The sequence below is a fragment of the Comamonas fluminis genome (genome assembly GCF_019186805.1).
Lineage (GTDB): Bacteria > Pseudomonadota > Gammaproteobacteria > Burkholderiales > Burkholderiaceae_C > Comamonas > Comamonas fluminis.
Window position 1 is genome coordinate 800080 of the sequence record NZ_CP066783.1, and the last position, 19619, is coordinate 819698.

The window sequence follows — 19619 nt, forward strand, 5'->3', positions numbered from 1 at the left end:
CATGCTTGCCAAACGCATCATTCCCTGCCTTGACGTGACCGGTGGCCGCGTGGTCAAGGGCGTCAACTTTCTGGAGCTGCGCGATGCGGGCGACCCGGTGGAAATTGCCGCGCGCTACAACGCGCAGGGTGCGGACGAGCTGACTTTTCTGGACATCACCGCCACCAGCGATGGCCGTGATCTGATCCTGCCCATCATCGAAGCCGTGGCCTCGCAGGTCTTTATCCCGCTGACGGTGGGTGGTGGTGTGCGCACGGTGGACGATGTGCGCCGTTTGCTCAACGCAGGGGCTGACAAGACCAGTTTCAACTCCGCTGCGATCTCCAACCCCGACACCATCAACGCCTGCAGCGACAAGTACGGCGCGCAGTGCATTGTTGTCGCCATCGACGCCAAGCGCCGCACGCCTGAAGACGAGCAGCGCATCGGCCCCGGCGGCACGCCCATGGGCCCAGGCTGGGATGTGTACAGCCACGGTGGCCGCAAGAATGTGGGGCTGGATGTGGTGCGCTGGGCTGCCGAAATGGCGCAGCGCGGCGCGGGCGAGATTTTGCTGACCAGCATGGACAAGGATGGCACCAAGAGCGGCTTCGACCTGAAGCTGACCCGTGCCGTGGCCGATGCCGTGGGTGTGCCCGTCATTGCCTCGGGCGGCGTGGGCAATCTGGACGATCTGGCCGATGGCGTGACCATTGGCGGTGCGGACGCGGTGCTGGCCGCCAGCATCTTCCACTACGGTGAGTACACGGTGCAGCAGGCCAAGGAATGCATGCGCGCACGCGGTATTCCTGTGCGTCTTTAAATCATTATTTTGAGAGCTGCTTGCGCAGGTTAGACGTAGCTTTCAATATGTTTTGTGTCTGAAACTGGCGGCTGGCCTGCGCTGGCAGCTATACAAAACAAAGGTCTGCCATGAGCTGGCTCGATCAAGTCAAATGGGATGCGCAGGGCCTGGTGCCCGTGATTGCGCAGGAGCAAAGCAGCGGCGATGTGGTCATGTTCGCCTGGATGAACCGCGAGGCGCTGGAAAAAACCGCTGAGCTGAGTCGCGCCGTGTACTTCAGCCGCTCGCGCAACAAGCTGTGGTTCAAGGGCGAGGAATCCGGCCATGTGCAGACCGTGCACGAGATTCGCATCGACTGCGACAACGACGTGGTTTTGCTCAAAATTACGCAAGAGGGGCATGATCCCGGCATTGCCTGCCACACCGGGCGCCACTCGTGCTTTTACAGCGTTTTCAAGGACGGACAGTGGATTGCTGTCGATCCGGTCTTGAAAGATCCTGCTTCCATCTATAAATAAAGCCATGTCTGAACAAAACACTGCGTCGGTTGAAGGCGCACTGGCCCGTCTGGCCGCCGTGATCGAAAGCCGCAAGGTCATCAACGGTGGCGACCCCGAAAAAAGCTATGTCGCCCGTCTGCTGCACAAAGGCCCCGATGCCTTTCTGAAGAAGATTGGTGAGGAAGCCACCGAGGTGGTGATGGCGGCCAAGGACGTTGATTACGGCGGCGATAAGGGAAAAATCCTTTATGAAGTGGCGGACTTGTGGTTTCACTCCATGATCGCGCTGTCGCACTATGGGCTGACACCTGCAGAAGTCGTGGCCGAGCTGGAGCGCCGTGAAGGCACCAGCGGCCTGGAAGAAAAAGCCTTGCGCAAAGCCAAGGAACGCGCAGCCCAGGAAGGGGCTGGCCAATAGAGAGAAAGGAACCCCCGCATGAATGATGACCGCAACATCATCGATGTTCACAGCAGCAGCTCTGCCGAGATTCAAGGCCTCAAGGCCTGGGGCTGGGTCAGCTATCTGCTGCACCTGATCGTGGCGGTGGCGGCCGTGCTGCCGGGTGCGCAGGTCAGCGTGTTTCTGCTGATCATTGCCGTCATCATTGACGTGGTCAAACGCGACGATGCACGCGGCACCTGGCAGGAGAGCCATTTCTCCTGGCGTCTGCGCAGCGTGCTGTGGGCCATCGTGCTCTACGCCGTCACCTTCCCGTTCTTCCTGCTGGGCCTGCTGATCTTCAACCCTGCCTGGGTGCTGATCTCCATCTGGTTCCTCTACCGCATCGTGCGCGGCATGGTGGCGATGAACAAGGATCAGGCCATTCAGTCCTGAGGGTCGAAAAAACATTGAAAGCCTCTGCACTAACCTGCAGGGGCTTTTTTGTTTCCAACTCATGCTGCAGTGCAGCAGAACAACGCTGACAGCGCCATGCGCCATTCGTGGCTGGGCGAAAGTCGGGCAAGCGGCTAACCTGTGCCGTTATCTCTACGAATCACAGGATGGCGCATGGCTTCAGCAACACCGCACACAATCAATCTAGCCTTGCAGGGCGGGGGATCGCATGGCGCCCTGACCTGGGGTGTGCTGGATGCGCTGCTGGAAGACGATGGTCTGATCTTTGAAGGCATCAGCGGCACCAGCGCCGGGGCCATGAATGCCGTGGTGCTGGCCCATGGCTTTGCGCAGGCCGCAGCGCAGGAGAAAAACGCCGAAGATGCCCGCCATCTGGGCCGCGAACTGGCCCGCAAGGCCCTGCGCGAGCTGTGGGAAGGCGTGGGAACCATGGGCAGCGTGGGCAGCCTGCTCTGGGGCGTGCCGCTGGCCGGTGCGGCAAGTCTGCCCATCATGGGCGTGCTCAACCAGTTTCTGTCGCCCTACCAGACCAATCCGCTCAATATCAACCCGCTGCGCCAGTTGCTAACGCGGGTGGTGGACTTTGACACGTTGGTGCATCCGGAAAATGCGGCAGTGGTGCCCAAGCTCTTTGTTTGTGCCACCAATGTGCGCACTGGGCGCGGCAAGATTTTTACCGGGGAGCAGGTGACGGCAGACGCCATCATGGCCTCGGCCTGCCTGCCGCAGATGTTCAAGGCCGTGGAAATTGAGGGCGAGCATTACTGGGATGGCGGCTTCTCGGGCAACCCTGCGCTGTACCCGCTGCTGTACGAAACCAAAAGCCGCGACATTCTGCTGGTGCAGATCAACCCCAAGGAATCCGACAACCTGCCCGATAACGCCAGCGAAATCATGGACCGCATGAACGAGGTGACCTTCAACGCAGGCCTGCTGGCCGAGCTGCGCGCCATTGAGTTCGTGGTGCGGCTGCTGGAGCAAAAGCGTCTGGATGCCGGGCGCTACAAACATGTGCTGATGCACCGCATTGATGGTGGCGAAGTGCTCAAGCCCTTTGGCGCCTCCAGCAAGGCCCGGGCCGATATGACGCTGGTGCGCGACCTGTTCGAGCTCGGGCGCGAGCGTGCTCAGCAGTGGCTCAAGCAAAACCGCCAGCACCTGGGTGTCAAACAGACCTTGCGATTCAACGAGAATATGGCCTAAGCCCCTGAGGCGCTGCACGCCTTCCCCAAGGGGGCGACGATGGCCTTTGCTGGGGCAGCCCTTGCTGGGGTAGCCCTAGCTGGCCGTCTCTGGCTTGGATCACGCCAAGCTCACAAGGGTGAGTGGCGCAACCATTGAATTGATAAGCACCCATGCACAACCACGATTACGACGCCAACTGCCTTTTTTGCCGCATTGCCAAGGGTGAGATTCCTTCCCGCAAGGTCTATGAAGACGAGGAAGTCTTTGCCTTTCATGACATCAACCCCGCGGCCCCTGTGCACTTTCTGATGGTTCCCAAGAAGCACATTGCCTCCATGGCACAGGTGCAGGCCGAAGATGCCCCCCTGCTGGGCCGCATGATGGCGCTGGCACCCCGCCTGGCGCTGGAGCAGGGCTGCAACCCTTATCCAGATGGCGGTTTCCGTATCGTGGTGAACACCGGCGCTGAAGGTGGCCAGGAAGTGCATCACCTGCACCTTCATGTCATGGGCGGCCCTCGTCCCTGGCTCAAAGGCTGAGCAAGCACGGGCCTGACCGACGATATGCAGCGATAGATAGCGGTAGTGCAGGCTTTTTGGGTCATTGCTGCGTATCTGTCACAAGCCCCGTCTAAAATGGTTTGCAATTTCTAGGAGATTCTCATGGGCTCGTTTTCTATTTGGCACTGGGCAATCGTGCTGCTCATCGTGGTTCTGGTGTTCGGCACCAAGAAGCTCAAGAACATCGGCTCTGACCTGGGCGGTGCCGTCAAGGGCTTCAAGGACGGCATGAAGGACGGCGCGACAGACGCCGAATCCGGCGCTGCTGCTGGCCAGGTGGCCAACCAGCAGGTGGCTGACAAGGCCACTATCGACGTGGAAGCCAAGCAAAAGAGCTGATAGCGGCAGGACTGATATTTAGATGTTTGATATTGGTCTGTCCAAAATGGCGCTGATCGGCGCGGTGGCCCTGGTGGTCATCGGCCCCGAGAAGCTGCCACGCGTAGCCAGAATGGTTGGCACCCTGCTTGGCAGGGCGCAGCGCTATGTGGCCGACGTCAAGTCGGAAGTCAACCGCTCCATGGAGCTCGATGAGCTGCGCAAGATGAAGGACACGGTCGAGACTGCGGCCCGGGACGTGCAGTCCAGTGTTCGCAATCAGGCTACGGACCTTGAAAAGGACTGGAACGATGCGACCAAGGACTTGCGCGACGATGCGCAGATGACCTCTGCCTCGTCCTTTGAGTCCTATGGCTCGGATGGTGGCTACGGCAGCTATGGCGAGTCTGACACGCACAGCGCCGTGGTGCCCAGCTACAGCCATCCTCGCAAGAACTGGCGCCTCAAGCGCGGTGCCGTGCCCCAGTGGTACAAAGCCCGTGCCGGTGTTCGCACCAAGGTTCAGTCCGGCGCGGCACGCGTGGCGCGTTTTCGGCCCAAGAAGTTCCATTGAGCATGCGTGACCTCGGCATGCAGGCCCTGAGGGTGCTCGCTGAGGTCGCTGGTGTTTGTCCGGCAGTTTGCCGTTTGCCCGTGTCTGCGGGCGTTGTTGTTTCAAGCGTGCGAAGCCTTTACGGCTTCAACGCGGTTTTGCACCATGTCCGAACCCTCTAAAGAAGACGAACTGGCCGGCTCCGAGCAGCCATTTGTGCAGCACCTGATGGAGCTGCGCGATCGCCTGCTGTACTGCACCTACGGCATTGGCGTGGCGCTGGCCATTCTGTTTTTCTGGCCCGGCCCGGATGGCCTGATCGATTTCATCGCTCACCCCATCAAGGAACATATGCCGCCCGGCGCCAAGCTGATTGCGGTGGGCGTGTTCTCGCCGTTCTTTGTGCCGCTCAAGGTGCTGATGATGGTGGCCGTGCTGCTGGCGCTGCCCTGGCTGATGTACCAGATCTGGGCTTTTGTAGCCCCGGGCCTGTACAGCCACGAGAAGAAGTTTGCGCTGCCGCTGATTCTGTTCGGCAGCCTGCTGGCCTATGCCGGTATTGCCTTTGTACAGTTCTTTGTGCTGGGCAATATGTTCAAGTTCATCCAGCACTTCACGCCCGCCAGCGTGGCGGCAACGCCGGATATTGCCTCCTATGTAGAAGCCATTCTGTCGCTGTACATCGCCTTTGCTGCAGCCTTCCAGGTGCCCATCGTGGTCATGCTGCTGGTGCGCTTTGGACTGGTGGAGATCGACAAGCTCAAGTCCTTCCGCGGCTACTTTGTGGTGCTGGCCTTTGTGATTGCAGCGGTCATCACGCCGCCGGATGTGATCTCTCAGCTGGCGCTGGCCATTCCCATGTGTCTGCTGTATGAGATTGGCATCATTGGTGCTCGCTGGTTCAACAAGGCGTCCCGCCCCGAAGGCGAGGCCGCCGAGGGCACCGAAGTGGACAAGCCCGCAGACCAAAGCTGATATCAGCCAGTCATTGAATACAAAAGCCCTTGAAGTGATTCAAGGGCTTTTGTTTTTATGAATGTGATAGCTGGCAGCGCTTTATCTATCAGGGCTTGAGGCTGATTTTGCACATAAAAAAGCCAGCGCAGAACGCTGGCTTGGTCATGGCAAGGGCGGCTGCCCGTCAGATTAGCGGCGGCGGTTGCCGTTTTGCTGCAAGGTGCTGGCCGCAGGGCGAATGCCGGGGGTCACGTCCAGCATGACCTCGCTGTCGCCACGGCGCACATCAAACTTGGAAGCTTCGCCGGGCTTGAGGGCTGCCACGGCAGTCAGCAGTTGCGAGACATTCTGGATAGCGGTTTCACCCACCTTCACGATCACGTCGCCAGGGCGCATGCCCGCCTGGGCCGCAGGGCCAGCTTGCAGCACGCCAGTGATGATGACGCCTGCATCGGCCTTCACGCCAAAGGTTTCGGCCAGCTCGGGCGAGAGTTCATTGGGCTCCACACCAATCCAGCCGCGTGTGACCTTGCCGTCTTTCACAATGCCGTCCAGCACCATCTTGGCGGTGGAGACGGGAATGGCAAAACCAATGCCCATGCTGCCGCCAGAGCGTGAATAGATGGCAGTGTTGATGCCCAGCAGGCTGCCATTGGCATCCACCAGCGCGCCGCCGGAGTTGCCGGGGTTGATGGCCGCATCGGTCTGGATGAAGTTCTCGAAGGTGTTGATGCCCAGCTGGCTGCGACCCAGCGCGCTGATGATGCCGCTGGTGACCGTCTGGCCCACGCCGAAGGGGTTGCCAATGGCCAGCACGCGGTCGCCCACGGCGACCTGGTCGGAATTGCCCAGCACGATGACGGGCAGCTTGTCCAGTTCAATTTTGAGAATGGCCAGATCGGTCTCGGGATCGGTGCCGATGACCTTGGCCTTGGCCTGACGGCTGTCCGTCAGTGTGACCTCGATATCGTCTGCGCCCTCGACCACATGGTTGTTGGTCAGGATGTAGCCATCTTGACTGATGATGACGCCGCTACCCAAACCAGATTGCTCCTGCGTTCCCTGATCGCCAAAGAAGAACTGGAACCAGGGGTCGTTGGCGCGTGGATGGCGCACCGCCTTGCTGGTGTTGATGCTGACCACAGCGGGCGCGGCCTTGCGGGCGGCAGGCGCAAAGCTGCCGGGCGCGACTTCTCCTGCCGGAGTGGGCGGCGCCTGCAGCAGCGAGACGCCAGCACCGCTGCGAACATTTCCGCGCTGAAGCCAAGTGGGCTGTAGGGTAGCCACTACAAAATAGATAGCCACCAGCACGGTGACGACCTGCGAAAACAGCAACCAGGTGCGTTTCATGTAATGCGTATAGGAAGTAAGGGGAACAAGCCCACATTGTGAAGCATGGCCCGCGCCGCTGTGGGTGCGAACATTTGCTTGCAGGGATTTGCATAACGCAAAGCTTTGTCGCCTGCACGCGCATTGGCTATAGGACTGCAGCCATCTAAAGTTTTCCGCAAGCGGCAAGTATGGGTGTAAACCCTAGAATGATTTTTCGACTGCGCTTACGTCGCCGTTTGCTGAAGTGATTGCCCACAAGGTGTTCATGTTCGGCCTGGCTTGGCTTTGTACCTGAAGCTGCCTCAATCGGTCTGTCACTGCACGTTGACCCGTGACAGCGGCCTTATCCGCGCTGTCTTGCTGTTCGATCTAGGAAACATCATGACTACGCCTGACCACGCTGCACCGGCTACCGCGCCGGCTGCTGCGACAAATCGTCCCCTGAACCGGGAGGACTACAAGACCCTGGGCCTATCGGCTCTGGGCGGAACGCTGGAGTTTTATGACTTCGTGGTGTTCGTCTTTTTTGCCAATGTCATTGGCCAGCTGTTCTTTCCGGCCGAGATGCCTGAATGGATGCGCCAGCTGCAGACGCTGGGCATCTTTGCGGCCGGCTATCTGGCCCGCCCCATTGGCGGCATCTTGATTGCCCACTTCGGCGACATTCTGGGTCGCAAGAAGATGTTCACCCTGTCGGTGTTCCTGATGGCCGTGCCTACGCTGGTCATTGGCCTGTTGCCCACCTATGCCTCGATTGGTATTGCCGCCCCTATCTTGCTGCTGCTGATGCGCGTGCTGCAAGGCGCTGCCATTGGCGGTGAAATGCCCGGCGCCTGGGTGTTTGTGGCCGAGCACGCCCCTGAAAAGCGCTATGGCTTTGCGATTGGTGCGCTGACTTCCGGCATCACCGGCGGTATTTTCCTGGGCTCCATCATTGGCGTGTGGCTCAACAGCAGCTATAGCAAGAGCGAAATCAGCGACTGGGCATGGCGCATCCCCTTCATCCTGGGTGGCGTGTTTGGTCTGGTGTCGGTGTATCTGCGCAGGTTTCTGCATGAAACCCCCATCTTCCAGGAACTGCAGGCCCGCAAGGCTGCCGACCGCGAGTTGCCCATCAAGACTATCTTGCGTGACCACCGCGAAGCCAGCGTGATCGTGGCGCTGATGACCTGGATTCTGTCCACCGCCGTGGTGGTGGTGGTGGTGCTGATGACCCCCGGCTATCTGCAAAAAGTTTTCCACATCGTTGCAGCTGATGCTCTCAAGGCCAATGCAGTAGCCACGGTGACGCTGACCATTGGCTGCGTGTTCTGGGGTTGGCTATCCGATAAATTCGGCACCAAACTTGCCATGATCCTCGGCTGGGGCGGTATGGCAGTGACGGCGTATATGTTCTATCTGAACCTGCCCGGCACCAACGCATCGCTGATCTGCACCTATGCCACCGTGGGCTTCTTCGTCGGCTCGATCTCGCTGCTACCCGTGGTGGGCGTGCGCGCCTTCCCGCCTGAAGTGCGCTTTACCGGCCTGTCCTTCTCGTACAACATGGCCTACGCCGTATTTGGCGGCCTTACCCCCATCATCATCTCGGTCTGGCAGCAGGCAGACGTGATGGCGCCTGCCCACTATGTGGCCGCCATGGGTGTGCTGGGTGTGGTGATGGCTTTCTGGCCTCTGGCCTGCAAGGGGTGGCAGGCCAAGAAGGCTTGAGCCTGACTTGAGTCCCATTCAAAAGAGCAGTTTCGGCTGCTCTTTTTTGTTGTGCAGTGCCGTGATGGCTTTTGTGGGCTTGGGCACAATGCGGGGCATGAGCATTGAGCGAAACAACCTCCTTTCCGTCTTCAACGGGCTGCTGCAGCCCGAACGATTCAAGGACTACGGCCCCAATGGCCTGCAAGTGGAAGGCAAAAGCGAGATACGCCGCATCGTCAGCGGCGTCACGGCCAGCCGTGCACTGATTGAGGCTGCGATTGATGCCCGGGCTGACGCCATCTTTGTGCATCACGGCCTGTTCTGGCGCGGTATGGATGGGCGCATTACCGGCTGGCTCAAGGAACGCATACGCTTGCTGCTGGCACATGACATCAATCTGTTTGCCTACCATCTGCCGCTGGATGCCCATGCTGAACTGGGCAACAACGCGCAACTGGGCTTCAAGCTGGGTGTGAAGGGGCAGGCTGCGTTTGGCGATCAGAACCTGGGCTGGCTGGCCGACGCCGACTTTGCCAGTGCCGATGCCCTCAACAGCCATGTGCAGACTGTTCTGGGTCGCAGCACTACTTTGGTCAATGCCGATGCGGCACGCCCTGTTCGTAAGCTGGCCTGGTGCACAGGCGGTGCGCAAGGCTTTTTCGAGGCTGCGATTGCTGCCGGGGCGGATGCTTTCATCACTGGCGAGATCTCCGAGCCTCAGGCCCATCTGGCCCGTGAAACCGGCGTGAGCTTTATCGCCGCTGGCCATCATGCAACCGAGCGCTATGGTGCCCCTGCGGTGACCGACTATGTGGCGCGCGAGTGCGGCATAGAGCACCAGTGGATTGAGATCGATAATCCAGCCTGATTTAAATTTGATAGCTGCTAGCGCATGACTGTATTGCGCTAGAGGCTTATTTCTTGATATGTCTGCAACTGAAAACCAAGCCCGCCCGCCTGCTGCTGGACTGCCTAGCTCTGGACTGCCGATCGCCATCACCCAGGGAGATTGCGCAGGCATAGGCCCTGAAATCATTGCCAAGGCTTTTCGCTCTGCTCCGCAGGCGCTGCGTGGCTGCTTTGTTGTGGGCGAGTTGCAGACATTGCGCCGTGCAACCGCGCTGGCCGCCAGAGTGGCCGAAGGTGAGCAGGGTATTGCCCAGCCGATTGCAGTGATTTCCAGTCCTGATGAGGCATGGGCGGTGCCCGAAGGCGCGATTGCCTTGCTGGAGCTGCCGGGGCTGCCCGGCCCTCAGCCCTACGGTCAAATTTCAGCCGCAGCGGGGGACGCCGCAGCCCAATGTGTGGTCTGGGCTGCACAGGCGGCGCTGCGCCAGGAAATTGCGGCGCTGGTCACCGCACCGCTGCACAAGGAAGCCTTGCACCTGGCGGGTGTCAGCTTCCCTGGTCATACCGAGCTGCTGCAGGCCGAAGCAGCCCGACATGCCGGCGTCTCCATCGCGCAAATGCCGGTGCGCATGATGCTGGCCAATGACGAGTTGCGCACCGTGCTGGTCAGTATCCATGTGTCTTTGCGTGATGCGATTGCTGCCGTGACCCAGCCGCAGATTCTGCAAACCCTGCGCATCACGCATGAGGCGCTGAGCAAAAGCCTGGGCCGTGCCCCGCGCATTGCGGTGGCTGGCCTGAACCCGCACGCAGGCGAGGGCGGTATCTTCGGGCGTGAGGAAATCGAGATCATTGCCCCGGCGATTGCCGCTGCACAGGCGCAAGGCATCGATGCCTGCGGGCCTTTTGCGCCCGATACCGTGTTCATGCGTGCTCGTAATACAAGAGCGCACCCAGGGGAATTTGACGCAGTGTTGGCGATGTACCACGACCAAGGGTTGATCCCTGTCAAATATTTGGGTGTTGAGAATGGCGTCAATGTGACGCTGGGCCTGCCCCTGGTGCGCACCAGTCCGGACCACGGAACGGCCTTCGATATCGCCGGGCAGGGCATCGCTGATGAGGCCAGTCTGCTGCAGGCCGTGCACATGGCGCGCAGTTTGGCGCGCTGATTTGCGCAGGTATTTCTGCGTAAATTTGTCAGTAATGGAGCCTTAATGCGACAGGCATCGAATCAGGCCAATGGGTTTGATTCAGGCATCGCAGTGGGTCGCGTCACTCTCTCGATCCCCATGAAAAAAGCCTGCCGGGGTGGCAGGCTTTCAGGCTTTTGAGCATCTGGGCTCAGGCTTTGCGGTTCAGACTGTCGCGGATTTCGCGCAGCAGCTGAATGTCTTCAGGCGTAGCGGGCGCTTCTTCTGGAGCGGCCGGTGCTTCACGCTTGAGGCGGTTGATCTGCTTGACCATCATGAAGATGATGAAGGCCAGAATCAGGAAGTTCACAGCCACGGTGATGAAGCTGCCGTAGGCAAAAACAGGAACGCCGGCCTTCTTCAAGGCATCCAGAGTACGCGGTATTCCGTCGGGGATGGTGCCCAGCACCACGAACAGGTTGGAGAAGTCCAGCTTGCCGAAAATCAGGCCCACCAAAGGCATGATCAGATCGCTGACCACAGAGTCAACAATCTTGCCAAACGCGCCACCAATGATCACGCCCACCGCGAGATCCATCACGTTTCCCTTGATTGCGAATTCGCGGAATTCTTGCATCATGCCCATAAGCAGTTCCAGTCACTGAGAGTTTGAGATAGCGCAGTATTGCGTGACTTTGGCGCTTGTCAACGTCAGACAGAGGCTGGAATAACCATAACCCCGCCGCTAGAATTTGCAGTTGACCCCAAATCAAGCGATGTACTTCGAGGAAATCCATGAGTGACTCTCCAGTCGACTCCAGCAAGCGCACGTGGATCATCACGTCTGCCTGTGCTGGTGCCGTGGGCGGTGTGGCAACGGCCGTCCCTTTTGTGAGCTCCTTTCAGCCTTCTGAAAAAGCCAAAGCGGCAGGTGCTGCAGTCGAGGTGGATATTTCCAGCCTCAAGGACGGTGAGAAACTCACCGTGGAATGGCGCGGCAAGCCTGTGTGGATCATCAAACGCACTGCCGAGCAACTCAAGGATCTGCCTGGACTGGACGGTGAACTCGCCGACCCCAAGTCCCTGCGCCATCCCGACGAGTTCACGCCGGCCTACGCCCAGAACGAGGGACGCTCCATCAAGCCGGAAATCCTTGTGGTCGTCGGCATCTGCACCCACCTGGGCTGCTCGCCAACCGACAAGTTCCACTCCGGTCCGCAGCCATCGCTGCCCAACGACTGGAAGGGCGGTTTCCTGTGCCCTTGCCACGGCTCGACCTTTGACATGGCAGGCCGCGTATTCAAGAACAAGCCTGCGCCGGATAACCTTCAGGTGCCTCCGCACATGTATCTGTCTGACACCAGGATTCTGATTGGTGAAGACAAGAAGACCGCCTGAGGGAGACGATAACAATGGCCCACGAATTCAAGCAAATTGACCCGAACTCCACCACTGGAGCGAAGGCCATGAACTGGATGGAGAACCGTTTTCCGACAGCGTTTGACGCCTACCGCGTCCACATGTCGGAGTACTACGCTCCCAAGAATTTCAACTTCTGGTACATCTTCGGCTCGCTGGCGCTGCTGGTGCTGGTGATCCAGATCGTCACCGGCATCTTCCTGGTGATGCACTACAAGCCTGATGCAGACAAGGCGTTTGCCTCGGTTGAATACATCATGCGTGATGTGCCCTGGGGATGGCTGATCCGCTACATGCACTCCACAGGTGCCTCTGCGTTCTTCGTTGTCGTCTATCTGCACATGTTCCGCGGCCTGCTTTACGGTTCCTACCGCAAGCCACGTGAGCTGGTCTGGATCTTTGGTTGCGCCATCTTCCTGGTGCTGATGGCCGAAGCCTTCATGGGCTATCTGCTGCCATGGGGCCAGATGTCGTACTGGGGCGCGCAGGTGATCGTGAACCTGTTTGCAGCGATTCCTTTCGTCGGTCCTGACCTGGCGCTGCTGATTCGCGGCGACTATGTGGTGGGTGATGCGACACTGAACCGCTTCTTCAGCTTCCACGTGATTGCCGTGCCTCTGGTGCTGCTGGGTCTGGTGGTTGCGCACTTGCTGGCGCTGCACGATGTGGGCTCCAACAACCCCGATGGCATTGAAATCAAGGGTCCGAACGCGCCAAAGGATGCCAAGGGCAATCCGCTCGATGGCATTCCGTTCCATCCCTACTACACGGTGCACGACATCTTCGGCGTGACAGTGTTCCTGTTCCTGTTCTCGGCGGTGGTGTTCTTTGCGCCTGAGTTCGGCGGCTACTTCTTGGAGTACAACAACTTCATCCCGGCCGATCCGCTCAAGACGCCCAACCACATCGCTCCCGTCTGGTACTTCACGCCCTTCTATTCGATGCTGCGTGCCATCACTGGCGAGATGATGTATGTGCTGATTGCCTGCGTGGTGCTCGGTGCTGGCTACGGCATTCTGAAGTCGCGCCTGCCTGGTATTGCCAAGGGCGCAGTGGCGGTGGTGGCACTGGCCGCGATTGCCATGATGCTGTCCATCGACGCCAAGTTCTGGGGTGTGGTGGTCATGGGTGGTGCGGTCATCATCCTGTTTGCCCTGCCATGGCTCGATTGCAGCCCGGTCAAGTCGATTCGCTACCGTCCAAGCTGGCACAAGTATGTGTATGCCGTGTTCGTGGTGAACTTTGTCATCCTGGGTTATCTGGGTGTGCAGCCTCCATCGCCCATTGGTGAGAAGGTGTCGCAGGTCGGAACGCTGTTCTACTTCGGCTTCTTCCTGCTCATGCCCTGGTGGAGCCGCTTGGGTGAAACCAAGCCTGTGCCAGAGCGCGTGACCTTCAAGCCTCACTGAACCGGGAGATAACAAGAATGAAGAAACTGATTCTGACCCTGGTTGCAGCCCTGGGTATCGTAGGCGGTGCGCATGCGTCCGAAGGTGGTATGCACTGGGACAAGGCGCCGGTCAACACCAGCGACACCGCATCCCTGCAAAACGGCGCAAAGATCTTTGTCAACTACTGCCTGAGCTGTCACTCTGCTGCTTTCATGCGCTTCAACCGCCTGAAAGACATTGGCCTGACAGACCAGGACATCAAGGACAATCTGCTCTTCACCACCGACAAGGTGGGCGAAACCATGAAGGCAGCCATCAACCCGAAGGAAGCCAAGGAATGGTTTGGTGCCAATCCTCCGGATCTGACCGTGATAGCACGCTCGCGTGCGGGCTCGGGCGGCAGCGGTGCGGATTACCTCTATACCTTCTTGCGTACTTTCTACCGGGATGACACAAAAGCCACAGGCTGGAATAATCTGGCCTTTCCCAGCGTAGGCATGCCGCATGCGCTGTGGGAGCTGCAAGGCGAGCGCCGTGCCATCTTTGAAGAACACGACGATCACGGCACTAAGACCCAGGTCTTCAAGGGTTGGGAGCAGATCTCTCCTGGCAAGATGACCGCAGTGCAGTACGATCAGGCGGTTGGCGATCTGGTGAATTACCTGCAGTGGATGGGAGAGCCTGCCCAAAATACCCGTACCCGGGTTGGCGTGGGCGTGCTGATTTTCCTGGCTTTCTTCATCTTTGTAGCCTGGCGCCTGAACGCTGCGTTCTGGAAAGACGTCAAGTAAGCTTGTTGCTGTGCAGATGCTGTCTGCAGCCAAACCGTGTTAGTGCAGAGTGGGGCGCCGTGGGCGACCCACTCTTTTTGATTTTTAGGAGCCTCCACCATGATGGTGCTTTATTCGGGAACGACCTGCCCCTTCTCACACCGCTGCCGCTTTGTGCTGTTTGAAAAAGGCATGGATTTCGAAATCCGCGATGTGGACTTGTTCAGCAAGCCCGAAGAAATCAGCGTGATGAATCCCTATGGTCAGGTGCCTATCCTGGTTGAGCGTGATCTGATCCTGTATGAGTCGAACATCATCAATGAGTACATCGATGAGCGTTTCCCTCACCCCCAGCTTATGCCCGGCGATCCCGTGGATCGTGCACGCGTGCGCCTGTTCCTGCTGAACTTCGAGAAGGAACTGTTCGTGCACGTGAGCGCTCTGGAAGAGCGCAACGTCAAGGGCAACGAAAAGGCTCTGGAAAAGGCTCGCGCCCATATCCGTGACCGCCTGACCCAGATGGCCCCCATCTTCCTGAAGAACAAGTACATCATGGGCGAGAACTTCTCCATGCTGGACGTGGCCATCGCTCCCCTGCTGTGGCGCCTGGACTACTACGGCATCGAGCTGTCCAAGAACGCTGCACCTCTGCTCAAGTACGCAGAACGCATCTTCTCGCGTCCTGCATACATTGAAGCGCTGACACCTTCCGAAAAGGTCATGCGCAAGTAATTGCACATGAGCGCCTAGCGGGCATGCTGAAGGGGACTACCTTCACTGCCCGCTTTTTTGTCTTTGCAAATCTCCGGATTTGATTGGTCAGGAAACGATATGACTGCCCCTGAAGCAACATCGACCCGTCCCTATATGCTGCGCGCTCTGATGGAGTGGTGCACCGATAACGGCTTTACTCCCCATATTGCCGTGCGCGTGGATCGAAACACCCAGGTGCCCATGGAATTTGTGCGTGATGGCCAGATCGTGCTCAACATCAGCTACGACGCAACAAGCGGCCTGCTGATCGGCAACGACTATGTGCAGTTCACGGCTCGCTTTGGCGGCAAGCCCCGCGAAATCATGGTGCCTGTCGCCAATGTCATGGCCATCTACGCCCGTGAGACGGGCCAGGGCATGGCCTTCCCGCCTGAGGATGAGGATCTGGACGAAGGCATTGAAGAGGAATCGGGAGACTCCGCAGCCCAGGCAGATGCAGAAGCCAGCGATGCAGATGAGCCCGCAGACCGTGTGGTGCAACTGGTCACCGCCAAGGCCGATGATGGCGCGGATGACGACAAGCCTCGTACACCGCCGCCTGCTGGCGGGCGCCCGGCGCTCAAGCGGGTCAAGTGAGGGGTGATGCTCCAAAACGCAGGAATCTGCAAAGAAATTGCAGCTTTCGATTTTGAGAGCAAATTTCTCCGTTAGAATTCAGACTTCGCCGGTTTAGCTCAGTTGGTAGAGCACCCGCCTTGTAAGCGGTAGGTCGTCAGTTCGAATCCGACAACCGGCACCAAACAAATAGGTCTCCTCGGAGGCCTTTTTTGTTTTCTGCCTCAGCAAATGCAGATCGCCAGAGCAGTGTCAGGCCAAGCTCAGGCCTGTACTTTGAGGCGAATGCTCGCCACATTCCAGCCCTTGCTGCGCAAATGCGCCGCCATGGCCGGCAGCAGCTGGCGCACTTTGGCGGCGGCGGCATTGTTTTTGACCAACAGACACCAGCAATCGCCTTCAATGGGGCCCGCTTGCACACTGGCGCGCAGCATGGGCGGTATCAGTACCTGCACGGTCTTGAGGCGCTGGCTCGAATCCTGGGTCAACGCAGCCAGCTTGGCCAGCGTGGGGGATGTTTCCACCGCGGTGATGGCTGTAATGGAGTGATTGCGTCGAACAAAGCTCATGGACTGTGGTTGCGTTGGGAGGGCAGAGCCAAGCTTATCCCAGTCAGGATGGCCTGCTCACCTACAGTGCAAGAGAGGTCACTCTGTCCAGACGCAAGAACAGCGAAAAACCTGAGAGTGCTTGCGCGGTTAGAATCATTTTTTGGTCCGTGTTTCAGTTTTTGGCAACTCAGACTGGCTTTGCTGTGCAGAGCTGCTCTTGATTGCCGCTGGGACGGCCCCATTTGAATACCAACAATCAAGGGATTCTGGGCATCGTGCTCTGCGCCTGTGGCGCATGAGGGCAGGGTGCCTTTGTACGCATGGCCACCAATTTCCTCACCAAACTGTTCGGCAGCCGCAATGATCGGTTGCTCAAGCAATACCGCAAGACAGTCGCTCGCATCAATGCGATGGAGCCTGAGTACGAAAAGCTCAGCGATGAGGCATTACGCGCCAAGACACAGGAATTCAAGGACCGCGTCGCCAAGGGCGAGTCGCTGAACGCCTTGCTGCCCGAGGCTTTTGCCGTAGTGCGCGAAGGCTCCAAGCGCGTCATGAAGATGCGTCACTTCGATGTGCAGATGCTGGGCGCGATGGCCCTGCATGACGGCAAGATTGCCGAAATGCGCACCGGTGAAGGCAAGACGCTGACTGCTACGCTGCCGGTGTACCTGAACGCACTGTCTGGCGACGGCGTGCATGTGGTGACCGTGAACGATTACCTAGCCAGCCGCGATGCCAAGACCATGGCGCGCCTGTACAACTTCCTGGGCCTGACAGTCGGTATCAACCTGCCCAACCTCTCGCGTGAGGAAAAGCAGGCTGCCTACAACTCCGACATCACCTACGGTACGAACAACGAGTACGGCTTCGACTATCTGCGTGACAACATGGTCTACGAGCCTGTGGACCGCGTGCAGCGTGTGCTGAACTACGCCATCGTTGACGAGGTGGACTCCATCCTGATCGACGAGGCCCGCACGCCGCTGATTATTTCCGGTCCGGCCGAAGATCACACGGCTACCTATGTGGCCATGAACCAGATCGTGCCGAACCTGGTGCGTCAGGAAGGGGAAGCTGACCCCCGCACAGGCGAAGGCGTGACCAGGCCCGGTGACTTCACGGTGGATGAAAAGTCGCATCAGGTTTATCTGACCGATCAAGGCTATGAGGCTGCAGAGCGCCTGCTGGCCCATGCGGGTCTGATTACCGAAGGCTCCTCGCTGTATGACCCCTCGAACATTTCGCTGGTGCACCATCTGTACGCCGCGCTGCGTGCCAATCAGCTGTATTTCCGCGACCAGCACTATGTGGTTCAGGAAGGTGAAATCGTTATCGTTGACGAGTTCACAGGCCGCCTGATGGCGGGCCGCCGCTGGAGCGATGGTCTGCACCAGGCTGTGGAAGCCAAGGAAGGCGTGCAGATTCAGGCCGAGAACCAGACCATGGCCTCGATCACCTTCCAGAACTACTTCCGTCTGTACCGCAAGCTGTCGGGTATGACGGGTACAGCGGATACCGAAGCCTACGAATTCCAGGAAATCTACGGTCTGGAAACCGTGGTTGTTCCACCCAACAAGCCCAGCAAGCGCCAGGACCAGCTGGACCGTGTGTACAAGACCACCAAGGAAAAGTACGACGCGGCCATCAAGGACATCCGCGAATGCTACGAGCGCGGCCAGCCCGTGCTGGTGGGTACAACGTCCATCGAAAACTCGGAAATCATCGATGAGCTGCTGACCCGCGAAGCGTTGCCGCACCAGGTGCTGAACGCCAAGCAGCATGACCGCGAGGCGGACATCATTGCCCAGGCGGGCAGCGAAGGCATGATCACCATCGCCACCAATATGGCTGGCCGTGGTACCGACATCGTGCTGGGCGGCAATATCGACAAGGAAATCTCTGCCATTGAGGCAGACGAGGCCCTGAGTCCCGAGCAACGTCAGCAAAAGATTGAGGAGCTGCGCGCCGACTGGCGTGTGGCGCACGACAAGATCGTTGCACTGGGTGGCCTGCGCATTATTGCGACAGAGCGCCATGAGTCGCGCCGTATCGACAACCAGCTGCGTGGTCGTTCGGGCCGTCAGGGTGACCCCGGTTCTTCGCGCTTCTATCTGAGCCTGGACGACCAGCTGATGCGTATCTTCGCAGGCGACCGCGTCAAGGCCATCATGGATCGCCTGAAGATGCCTGAGGGCGAAGCCATCGAGGCAGGCATTGTGACCCGCTCCATCGAGTCGGCCCAGCGCAAGGTGGAAGCGCGTAACTTCGACATGCGCAAGCAGCTGCTGGAGTATGACGACGTCGCCAACGACCAGCGCAAGGTTATCTATCAGCAGCGCAACGACATTCTGGATTCCAGCGATCTGGCCGGCATGCTGGCTGCGATGCGCGATGATGTGATTACTGGTCTGGTGCACCAGCACGTGCCTGCCGAGTCCATGGAGGAGCAGTGGGACATTCCGGGTCTGGAAAAGGCGCTGGCTAGCGAGTGGCAGGTGGACCTGCCTTTGCAGCAGGAAGTGGCGGCTTCGGAATCCATCACCGACGAAGACATTCTGGAGAAGGTGCTCAAGGCTTCGCACGAGATGTTCGATGCCAAGGTGGCCCTGATCGGCCAGGAGAACTTCACCCAGTTCCAGCGCGCTGTGCTGCTGCAGAGCTTTGACTCCAACTGGCGCGACCATCTGGCTGCGCTGGACTATCTGCGCCAGGGCATTCACCTGCGTGGCTATGCCCAGAAGCAGCCCAAGCAGGAATACAAGCGCGAAGCGTTTGAGCTCTTCCGTCAGCTGATCGACCAGGTCAAGTCCGAAGTTACGCGTGTGCTGATGACGGTGCAGGTGCGCTCTCGTGAAGAAATGGACGAAGCCGCCGTAGCCATGAACGAGCGCGGTGCGCAAAGTCTGGAGCACATGAGCTATGCCTCTCCTTCAGATACCGAAGGCATGAGCATCGAAGACGACGTGGCGGTGGCTGAGCCTCTGGCCCTGCCTGAAGGTGTGCATGTGGGGCGTAACGACCCTTGCCCATGCGGCAGCGGCAAGAAGTTCAAGCTCTGCCACGGCAAATTGTCCTGACACCCCTGAGCGGCTTTGCCGCTTCCCCTCTCTCTTCGGGAGGGGACGACGCCATCGCCGCGAGGCGGCTCTTGCTTGGCGTCCCTGACTTGGGTCAGCTGTTTGGCAAAGTAATCACAACACGGGCTTAGGCCCGTGTTTGCGTTTGTGCGGTGGCTTTTTACTCGGGCAATGGCAATAAAGCTCGGCGCAGCTTTGATTGTTCCGATAATGGCGAACGCTTTAACTTTTACCCTCTAGGCCTCTTGCAAAGGGCGCGTGCTTTGCCGGTGCAAGACATCGAGCAAGAGCCGCCTTGCGGCGAAGATGTCGTCCCCCTTGGGGGAAGCCGCGTAGCGGCACAGGGGGTCACTTAATCTC

At 58.9% G+C, this 19619-nt stretch carries 21 protein-coding genes and 1 tRNA gene; 19 read left to right on the plus strand and 3 right to left on the minus strand.

Annotated elements, in window-relative coordinates; translation table 11 throughout:
* Position 1 precedes the first annotated feature (1 nt).
* The 9 genes from hisF (at position 2) to tatC (ending at position 5731) form a co-directional block, all read left to right on the plus strand.
* Positions 2-802: an imidazole glycerol phosphate synthase subunit HisF gene (gene hisF, locus JDW18_RS03970; protein ID WP_218242449.1), complete on the plus strand. Its 801-nt coding sequence runs from the start codon at positions 2-4 to the stop codon at positions 800-802.
* A 110-nt stretch (positions 803-912) separates the two neighbouring features.
* Positions 913-1302, plus strand: a complete 390-nt coding sequence (gene hisI / locus JDW18_RS03975) for a phosphoribosyl-AMP cyclohydrolase (protein WP_218242450.1) — start codon at positions 913-915, stop codon at positions 1300-1302.
* Between the two features lie 4 nt (positions 1303-1306).
* Positions 1307-1702, plus strand: a complete 396-nt coding sequence (locus tag JDW18_RS03980; protein ID WP_218242451.1) for a phosphoribosyl-ATP diphosphatase — start codon at positions 1307-1309, stop codon at positions 1700-1702.
* Positions 1703-1720: 18 nt separating this feature from the next.
* The gene (locus JDW18_RS03985; RefSeq protein WP_218242452.1) at positions 1721-2119 is read left to right on the plus strand and encodes a DUF4870 family protein; all 399 of its coding nucleotides are present in this window, start codon (positions 1721-1723) and stop codon (positions 2117-2119) included.
* Between the two features lie 174 nt (positions 2120-2293).
* Entirely contained in the window at positions 2294-3343 is a 1050-nt protein-coding gene (locus JDW18_RS03990; RefSeq protein WP_218242453.1) for a patatin-like phospholipase family protein, read from the plus strand.
* 152 nt (positions 3344-3495) lie between these two features.
* Positions 3496-3864, plus strand: coding sequence for a histidine triad nucleotide-binding protein (locus JDW18_RS03995; RefSeq protein WP_218242454.1), 369 nt, complete (start codon positions 3496-3498; stop codon positions 3862-3864).
* 123 nt (positions 3865-3987) lie between these two features.
* Positions 3988-4224, plus strand: a complete 237-nt coding sequence (gene tatA, locus JDW18_RS04000) for a Sec-independent protein translocase subunit TatA (protein WP_218242455.1) — start codon at positions 3988-3990, stop codon at positions 4222-4224.
* A 22-nt stretch (positions 4225-4246) separates the two neighbouring features.
* Positions 4247-4777 carry a Sec-independent protein translocase protein TatB gene (gene tatB, locus JDW18_RS04005; protein ID WP_218242456.1) on the plus strand — a complete coding sequence of 177 codons (531 nt, stop codon included), beginning with the start codon at positions 4247-4249 and terminating at the stop codon, positions 4775-4777.
* A 144-nt stretch (positions 4778-4921) separates the two neighbouring features.
* Positions 4922-5731 (plus strand): twin-arginine translocase subunit TatC, encoded by an 810-nt coding sequence (tatC, locus tag JDW18_RS04010; protein ID WP_218242457.1) that lies wholly within the window; start codon positions 4922-4924, stop codon positions 5729-5731.
* Positions 5732-5902: 171 nt separating this feature from the next.
* Here the strand turns inward: tatC and JDW18_RS04015 are convergent, their stop codons facing one another.
* Positions 5903-7063: a S1C family serine protease gene (locus JDW18_RS04015; RefSeq protein ID WP_218242458.1), complete on the minus strand. Its 1161-nt coding sequence runs from the start codon at positions 7061-7063 to the stop codon at positions 5903-5905.
* 363 nt (positions 7064-7426) lie between these two features.
* Here JDW18_RS04015 and JDW18_RS04020 point away from each other — a divergent pair, with 363 nt between their 5' ends.
* From JDW18_RS04020 to pdxA, 3 genes are all read left to right on the plus strand, one after another.
* Positions 7427-8755, plus strand: a complete 1329-nt coding sequence (locus tag JDW18_RS04020; protein ID WP_218242459.1) for an MFS transporter — start codon at positions 7427-7429, stop codon at positions 8753-8755.
* 97 nt (positions 8756-8852) lie between these two features.
* A complete protein-coding gene (locus JDW18_RS04025; protein WP_218242460.1) occupies positions 8853-9605 on the plus strand; it encodes a Nif3-like dinuclear metal center hexameric protein in 753 nt (250 codons plus the stop codon).
* A gap of 58 nt (positions 9606-9663) precedes the next feature.
* Positions 9664-10758, plus strand: a complete 1095-nt coding sequence (gene pdxA, locus JDW18_RS04030; protein WP_218242461.1) for a 4-hydroxythreonine-4-phosphate dehydrogenase PdxA — start codon at positions 9664-9666, stop codon at positions 10756-10758.
* 172 nt (positions 10759-10930) lie between these two features.
* Here the strand turns inward: pdxA and mscL are convergent, their stop codons facing one another.
* Positions 10931-11365: a large conductance mechanosensitive channel protein MscL gene (mscL, locus tag JDW18_RS04035; RefSeq protein WP_218242462.1), complete on the minus strand. Its 435-nt coding sequence runs from the start codon at positions 11363-11365 to the stop codon at positions 10931-10933.
* 149 nt (positions 11366-11514) lie between these two features.
* Here mscL and petA point away from each other — a divergent pair, with 149 nt between their 5' ends.
* From petA to JDW18_RS04065, 6 genes are all read left to right on the plus strand, one after another.
* A complete protein-coding gene (gene petA, locus JDW18_RS04040; protein ID WP_218242463.1) occupies positions 11515-12117 on the plus strand; it encodes a ubiquinol-cytochrome c reductase iron-sulfur subunit in 603 nt (200 codons plus the stop codon).
* Positions 12118-12131: 14 nt separating this feature from the next.
* A complete protein-coding gene (locus JDW18_RS04045) occupies positions 12132-13547 on the plus strand; it encodes a cytochrome b (RefSeq protein ID WP_218242464.1) in 1416 nt (471 codons plus the stop codon).
* Between the two features lie 17 nt (positions 13548-13564).
* Positions 13565-14320 (plus strand): cytochrome c1, encoded by a 756-nt coding sequence (locus JDW18_RS04050; protein WP_218242465.1) that lies wholly within the window; start codon positions 13565-13567, stop codon positions 14318-14320.
* 99 nt (positions 14321-14419) lie between these two features.
* Positions 14420-15031 (plus strand): glutathione S-transferase N-terminal domain-containing protein, encoded by a 612-nt coding sequence (locus tag JDW18_RS04055; RefSeq protein WP_218242466.1) that lies wholly within the window; start codon positions 14420-14422, stop codon positions 15029-15031.
* Positions 15032-15130: 99 nt separating this feature from the next.
* The gene (locus JDW18_RS04060) at positions 15131-15649 is read left to right on the plus strand and encodes a ClpXP protease specificity-enhancing factor (protein ID WP_218242467.1); all 519 of its coding nucleotides are present in this window, start codon (positions 15131-15133) and stop codon (positions 15647-15649) included.
* Positions 15650-15736: 87 nt separating this feature from the next.
* A tRNA-Thr gene (locus JDW18_RS04065) sits at positions 15737-15812 on the plus strand.
* Positions 15813-15891: 79 nt separating this feature from the next.
* Here the strand turns inward: JDW18_RS04065 and JDW18_RS04070 are convergent.
* A complete protein-coding gene (locus JDW18_RS04070) occupies positions 15892-16197 on the minus strand; it encodes a hypothetical protein (protein WP_218242468.1) in 306 nt (101 codons plus the stop codon).
* Between the two features lie 302 nt (positions 16198-16499).
* Here JDW18_RS04070 and secA point away from each other — a divergent pair, with 302 nt between their 5' ends.
* Positions 16500-19259: a preprotein translocase subunit SecA gene (secA, locus tag JDW18_RS04075; protein ID WP_218242469.1), complete on the plus strand. Its 2760-nt coding sequence runs from the start codon at positions 16500-16502 to the stop codon at positions 19257-19259.
* Positions 19260-19619 lie beyond the last annotated feature (360 nt).